The organism is Mesorhizobium sp. M1396, from assembly GCF_040317725.1.
In the GTDB taxonomy this organism is placed as follows: domain Bacteria; phylum Pseudomonadota; class Alphaproteobacteria; order Rhizobiales; family Rhizobiaceae; genus Mesorhizobium.
In genome coordinates this window covers 1-5,579 of the sequence record NZ_JAMYLA010000114.1, presented here as the reverse complement: position 1 = coordinate 5,579, position 5,579 = coordinate 1, and the positions used below count along the sequence as shown (strand labels likewise).

Genomic DNA, 5,579 nt, shown 5'->3' with positions numbered 1-5,579 from the left:
ACCAGGTTTCCTTGGGATCAGCGACGGGGCGACCACCATGCATTCATGGCCGAGCGAACGGATCAGCCGATAGAGACCATAGCCGGTCGGGCCGGCGTCAGAAATACACCCGGTCGAACTTGGTGGCGATCCGCTGGACAACTCATGCTTGTATCCGATGCGTCGACCTCGCCGAAGAAGCGAACCTCTCCCTCCCGGCCAGCGTCCGCAATCGCGATGGCGTTCCTCAGCTTCGCGACATCAAATGCTTCCCTATAATCTGCCACGGCTCGTCCTCCTGTGATGAGGATCGGCTCGGACCGCCCGAGCAACCTTCGGACGCGCAGTGTAGGGGCCAGGCTGACCCCTCGTAATCGGAAGTTGAGTGCACACGAGGCAAAGGACGATGGTGATCGGAAACTAGCTAGACTATAGTCTAGGCTGGAGAAAACAGCCAGCCTAGCTTTTTGTAGTTTCAGCATTATGGTCAAACAGTCGCCAACGGCGTAACCGGCGAGCCTACAGCGCCAGGGAGGCAGAGCGGTGCCGCAGTCAGCAAGAAATATCGTCGTTGTCGTTGCCGCATCCACTTGGCGAGCTCTGACAGATACCAGAGCTCCCCTAGCGCGATCCCAACTTTGAAAAGGCAGAATTCGTGAAGTGGTAATGAGGCGCATCTCTCATCACCGGGTGCGCGTGCAGGAAATGCTTCTATCGCAAAATTGTCCGAGATGAGCGCCGAAAGCCCGGTCCCATCAATCCACTTGAGCAGGCGTTGATCGCGTCCATCCAGTTCGGCGCAGCGTGCGGGATGGATATCGGAGCGGGCGAGCTTGCCAGCAGATGAAACAACAATATCACCAAAACCTGAGTAAAAACAAACTAGATCTCCCGACTCGACCTCAATACCATCCGCCTCGATTATGTGCATGATATCGTCGTAACCAACGACGCGTCGGCCGCGCCCGAGATGGTGACATAGATCGATCATTAAACCGCGCCCCTGCAGACCAGCTCGCGCCATTGTGTCGACACCTAGACGAGATGTCCGCGCGCTGCCCGTTGCAGGATCTGGCGCAATCACATCAATGCCACCGCGCCAACCGTTGTAGTACACCGGTTCAGCCAGCCCATCCGCGTCGGCGTCAAAACTCTGCCCCACATGAGCAAAAGTATCCCAATGCGTCGAATACTGTGTCGCCAATGTAACATAGTCGTCACTGAGGATGTCAGTCGCCCCGACCTTTTCCTTGGCCAGCGGATAGTTGTAATGGAGGCTACCTTCTTGATCTCGCGATACGGCGAACAATCGGGGCGGATGTCTCAGGCGGTGGAGAACACTGCCTCCCGGCAAACTCAGTGGAAGGCTAAGACAGAATGTCAGTCCTTCCTCAACATAGCCGGCGGCGCGCTTACGGGCGTCTGGCGTAAGAAAATTCAGCCGGCCTAGTTCGTCATCGTCACCAAAATCGCCCCAGTTCGATCCGTCGGGTCTTCGTTTCCAGCGGCTAGGCATAGCAGGCTCCAGATCTCCTATGGATCATAGGGTTTTCGCATGAGCCTGCAGTATGGCCAACGTAGTACAGATTTTGCGGGCTCGTGGTTCATGGAATTGAACCACTGGCCACGTTGCTTGGGCAGCTACCAAATCTGAGAGGGTTCGCGCGTTACAGTCGCGTCCGTGATTACCGCCAATCGATAGCAGTAGCGCGAAGCAGCAGGCCCGATCCACAGCGACCGGCAGTGTTCATGAGGCTGTAACAATGCTAGTCCGTTTTATGCACGACGTTGCGTCTGAAAGGCTAGCGGATGTAGCTTAAGCGATTGATTTGGGGTAGGATTCGGTTATCTAAGCCAACCCTGCCACCGCCTCTCGCGAGATCCTATGAGGAGGTGGATAGCGACCTGCGCTCTGGCAAAGTGAGGTCGCTAGCATCTCACCTTGGAGGCCAAACATGCGCATTGCAGCTTACCGATCCGACCCGCGGATTGTGAATCGGCGTGCAAAATTGGCTCTGACTCACATTTGATGATTTTCGCTGCTGGCGTTGTGCTGTTTTCTGAGGGGAATCAGCACCATGGTGAGAAATTTGCGTTTGTCGTCGTTGATCCCGGTGGGATTAGCCGTCGAGGCCATCGCCGAGAGCGAAGGAGTGATTGCCGTTACCGCCCGCTCAGGGGCGCCAGCGCGACCTTGCCCTCTTTGCCGCAGAGTGTCGCACCGGATCCATAGCCGCTATCTTCGACGAGTTTCGGATCTTCCCTGTACCGGGATGAAGGTAGAGCTTCACCTCGTTGCCCGCCGCTTTATCTGCGATGCGCCATTGTGCCGTCGACGAATCTTCGCTGAACGCTTTGACGACTGCGTTGTCGCCGAGCGATCCCGCCGGACCTCGCGATTGGAGTGTATCGTTCATCATCTTGGGCTGGCGCTCGGCGGCCGGCCGGCGGCCAGTTTTGCGAAGCGGCTGATGGTCCCGGTCAGTAATGACACGCTGCTGCGGGTGGTGCGGCGACGGGCCTGTTTGCAAACAGATCCTCTCAAAGTTGTCGGCATTGATGATTGGGCCTTCCGTCGCGGCCATCGTTACGGCACGATCGTCTGTGATCTGGAGCGGCGGCGGATCGTGACGCTGTTGCCTGATCGTGAGGTTGCCACCGTCGAGGCCTGGCTCGCCGACCATCCTCAGATCGAAACCGTCTCGCGCGACCGCGGCGGCGGTTACGGTGAAGCGACCGCGAAGGCGTTGCCCGAAGCGGTTCAGGTCGCCGACCGCTGGCATCTCATGGAGAATGCGAGTGCGGCTTTCCTCGACGCCGTCCGCAAGTCGATGCGGACAATCCGAACTGCGATCGGCGCTACGACGGTCAATCCCGATCTGCTCACCTACGCGGAGAAGCGGCAATACGAAGGCTATCTGCGGCGCGAGGAGACAAATGCGGCAATCATGAAACTTGCCAGCGAAGACATCCCCATCAAGGAGATCGTGCGTCGCACCGGCCACAGCCGTAAGCTGGTCCGTCAAGGTGGTCCGTGGCCAGCGGACCGATATTTTCCGCGCCCGCCAGAGTTCACTCGAAGCCTGGCTGCCCTTCCTGGACGGGCAATGGAAATCTGGTTGCCACAATACAAGCGAGCTTTGGCGACGGCTGAAGACAAAGGGCTTTCGGGGACGTCTGGGTGTCGTCAGCGAATGGGCAAGGCGACGACGACGCGCCGAACAGGCATCCGATCAGCAACTCCACAAGGTGCCATCAGCCAGAACGATCGCACGGTTAATGACGACGGCGCGCGATCATCTGAACAAAACCGACACGGTGATGATCGCCGTCATCGAGGCGGGTGTGCCCATGCTGGTGGAAGCACGCAATCTGATCGCTGGTTTCCATTCCATGATCCGCAAGAAAGTCGCCGATGAGCTCGAGCCGTGGATCGCCGACGCCAGCAAAAGCCTCATTGCGTCTTTCGCCAATGGCATCATTCGCGACCGTGCTGCCGTCCGCGCCGCGATCACCGAGCCATGGTCCAACGGGCAGACGGAAGGACAGATCACCAAGCTCAAGCTTGTAAAACGGCAGATGTACGGCCGCGGAAAGCTTGACCTTCTCCAAGCACGTTTGATCGGTGCTGCCTGAAAGAAAATATCATCGAGAGTGCGTCAGACCCAGTTTTGGAAGCCGTTTGACAGAAGACCATCAACTTCCACCTGGTGGCTGCGGCACGCCTGGCGCTTGGTCGCGAGTCGAGCCCGAGCGCCGGCATTATCGACAGTCAATCGGCAAAGACCACGGACGTTGCCGGTTTGCGTGGCTACGACGCGCCCGCAGTTCGGTCGTGCGTGGTCGTCCCGACGCCTTCACTCCAGGCATGAACGGCTCGATCAACGCCCATTCCGGTCCGTCATTGCATTTGCATCTCGCTGCCCCGCGCGGCAATACTGCTGCCGGGTGGTCTCCGCCCAACCCATGTTGTGATCCTGCTCAAGTCTAGACAGCTCAAGCGAATCACAACAGACGGGGCCACTCAACCGCCTCCACCGCCCAATCTCGAGTTTTGGGTCAGATGGGTGATTGGGGTCTCGACCGAGCCAGATGATGGCGGCTGCTCCTGTCGAAATGTGAAAACGTGGTCGATGTGAGTCGCCACAAACATTTGGAAGGAGCAGCCATGAAGTACTTTGCCGGACTGGACGTGTCTTTGGAAGAGACCTCTATTTGCATTGTCGACGAGACTGGCCGGATTGTGAAGGAGGCGAGAGCGTTGAGCGATCCGCAGGCGTTGTGTGAAGCGCTGAAGGGGGCCGGCTTGCCGCTTGAGCGGATCGGCCTGGAAGCGTGCTCGCTGACGGCCTGGCTTCACGATGGACTGCACGCTGAAGGCTTGCCGGCGACCTGCATCGAGACGCGGCAGGCCAACGCAGCGATGAAGACGATGCCCAACAAGACCGACCGCAATGACGCCCGCGCGCTGGCGCAGATCATGCGCACTGGCTGGTATCGGCAGGTGCATGTCAAGAAGCAGGCAGTGCCGGCTGTGGCGTTCGCTGCTGGTTGCCCGCCGCACGGTGCTGAACGAGATGCGTTCGATCGAGAACGTAGTGCGGGCGATCCTGCGCGAGGCCGGCTTCAAGCTGGGCCTGCCGTCGCGCAGCGCGTTTGCCGGCGTGCGTGAGTTGACGGGCGCTGACGCCGAGGTGATGGCGATGGTCGAGCCGCTGCTTGCAATCCTCGGTGTCATGTTGAGAGAGTTCGCCCGCCTGACGAAGCAGGTTCTCGACATCGTCCGCAATGAAGAAGTCTGCCGGCGGCTGAAGAGCGCGCCGGGCGTCGGGCCGATCACCGCGCTCGCGTTCCGCGCCACGATCGACCGGCCTGAGCGGTTCGGCTCTTCAGGCGGTGGGGGCGCATCTGGGACTGACGCCGGCACGCTACCAGTCCGGCGAAACCGACATCCAGGGAAAGATCAGCCGATGCGGCGACGAACTTGTGTCATCGAGGCATTCTATCCGACCTGCTCGCTGGCGCCGACCGTGCGGGCGCTCCAGATCTGAGGGCCGCAGACCTGATCGTCGCTGTGACGTTCACCGAGGTTGGTGACCTGCAGCGGTTTGAGAGCCCACGTCCCAGCTCGTGGGATATTTCGGCCACGGTTCCAGCGAATGATCGACTGGCGGGTCCGTCAGACGCGGCGGCATCACAAAGGTTGGGAACGGCTGCGTTCGCCATATGCTGGTTGGTAAGACCGTATGTCCGCATCGGCCGGCGAGCAGCCCGACGCCAGGTGAACAATTGCTGCGGGAAAGTCCATACCGGCGTGCCACAGCACAAACCGTCTCGCCCGCCTCGTGGCTCTCCGCCACTCTGTGCCGTCGCGCCACTGCGATGCATGATCACCGCCAGCCGACGGGCCAAGGCGACAATGGCCTTCTGTCGGCCGCGCCGCCTGGCGACATTCATCGCCCACGCCGTCAGCCACGACCACTTCGTCACGCGCGTCAGCAGCGTCTGCGCGGCTTCGTAAAGCAGCGTTCGCATCATGCCATCGCCGCAGCAGGAGATCCGGCCGATGCGGCGGCTTTCTCCCGACTCATGGAGCACCG

Annotated in this window: 2 protein-coding genes and 7 pseudogenes; 5 read left to right on the top strand and 4 right to left on the bottom strand. The window is 59.9% G+C overall.

All coding sequences use genetic code 11. From position 1 onward, the window contains the following. Together NKH02_RS34665 and NKH02_RS33890 are read right to left on the bottom strand one after the other, a co-directional pair. A pseudogene (locus NKH02_RS34665) lies at window positions 1-266 on the bottom strand (IS110 family transposase); the annotation flags it as partial. 200 nt (window positions 267-466) lie between these two features. Then, window positions 467-1,495: a cyclase family protein gene (locus NKH02_RS33890; protein WP_352884166.1), complete on the bottom strand. Its 1,029-nt coding sequence runs from the start codon at window positions 1,493-1,495 to the stop codon at window positions 467-469. A gap of 562 nt (window positions 1,496-2,057) precedes the next feature. On the opposite strand from NKH02_RS33890, the pseudogene NKH02_RS33885 reads away from it, so the two are divergent. From NKH02_RS33885 to NKH02_RS33875, 3 genes and pseudogenes are all read left to right on the top strand, one after another. Further along, a pseudogene (locus NKH02_RS33885) lies at window positions 2,058-3,062 on the top strand (ISL3 family transposase); the annotation flags it as partial. Continuing rightward, window positions 3,007-3,615: a transposase gene (locus NKH02_RS33880; protein ID WP_352884165.1), complete on the top strand. Its 609-nt coding sequence runs from the start codon at window positions 3,007-3,009 to the stop codon at window positions 3,613-3,615. The pseudogene NKH02_RS33885 and the gene NKH02_RS33880, both read left to right, overlap by 56 nt. Window positions 3,616-3,692: 77 nt before the next feature. Beyond that, window positions 3,693-3,800, top strand: a pseudogene (locus tag NKH02_RS33875) (IS5/IS1182 family transposase); the annotation flags it as partial. Here NKH02_RS33875 and NKH02_RS33870 read toward each other — a convergent pair. After that, a pseudogene (locus tag NKH02_RS33870) lies at window positions 3,799-3,947 on the bottom strand (IS5/IS1182 family transposase); the annotation flags it as partial. The pseudogenes NKH02_RS33875 and NKH02_RS33870 overlap by 2 nt on opposite strands. Before the next feature lie 200 nt (window positions 3,948-4,147). On the opposite strand from NKH02_RS33870, the pseudogene NKH02_RS33865 reads away from it, so the two are divergent. Together NKH02_RS33865 and NKH02_RS33860 are read left to right on the top strand one after the other, a co-directional pair. Further along, a pseudogene (locus NKH02_RS33865) lies at window positions 4,148-4,965 on the top strand (IS110 family RNA-guided transposase); the annotation flags it as partial. Between the two features lie 11 nt (window positions 4,966-4,976). Continuing rightward, a pseudogene (locus tag NKH02_RS33860) lies at window positions 4,977-5,214 on the top strand (transposase); the annotation flags it as partial. A gap of 118 nt (window positions 5,215-5,332) precedes the next feature. On the opposite strand, the pseudogene NKH02_RS33855 reads toward NKH02_RS33860, so the two are convergent. Beyond that, a pseudogene (locus NKH02_RS33855) lies at window positions 5,333-5,579 on the bottom strand (transposase); the annotation flags it as partial.

Coding starts and splice junctions, on each gene's coding strand:
- NKH02_RS33890 (WP_352884166.1), bottom strand. CDS start 1,495: ATGCCTAGCCGCTGGAAACGAAGACCCGACGGATCGAACTGGGGCGAT.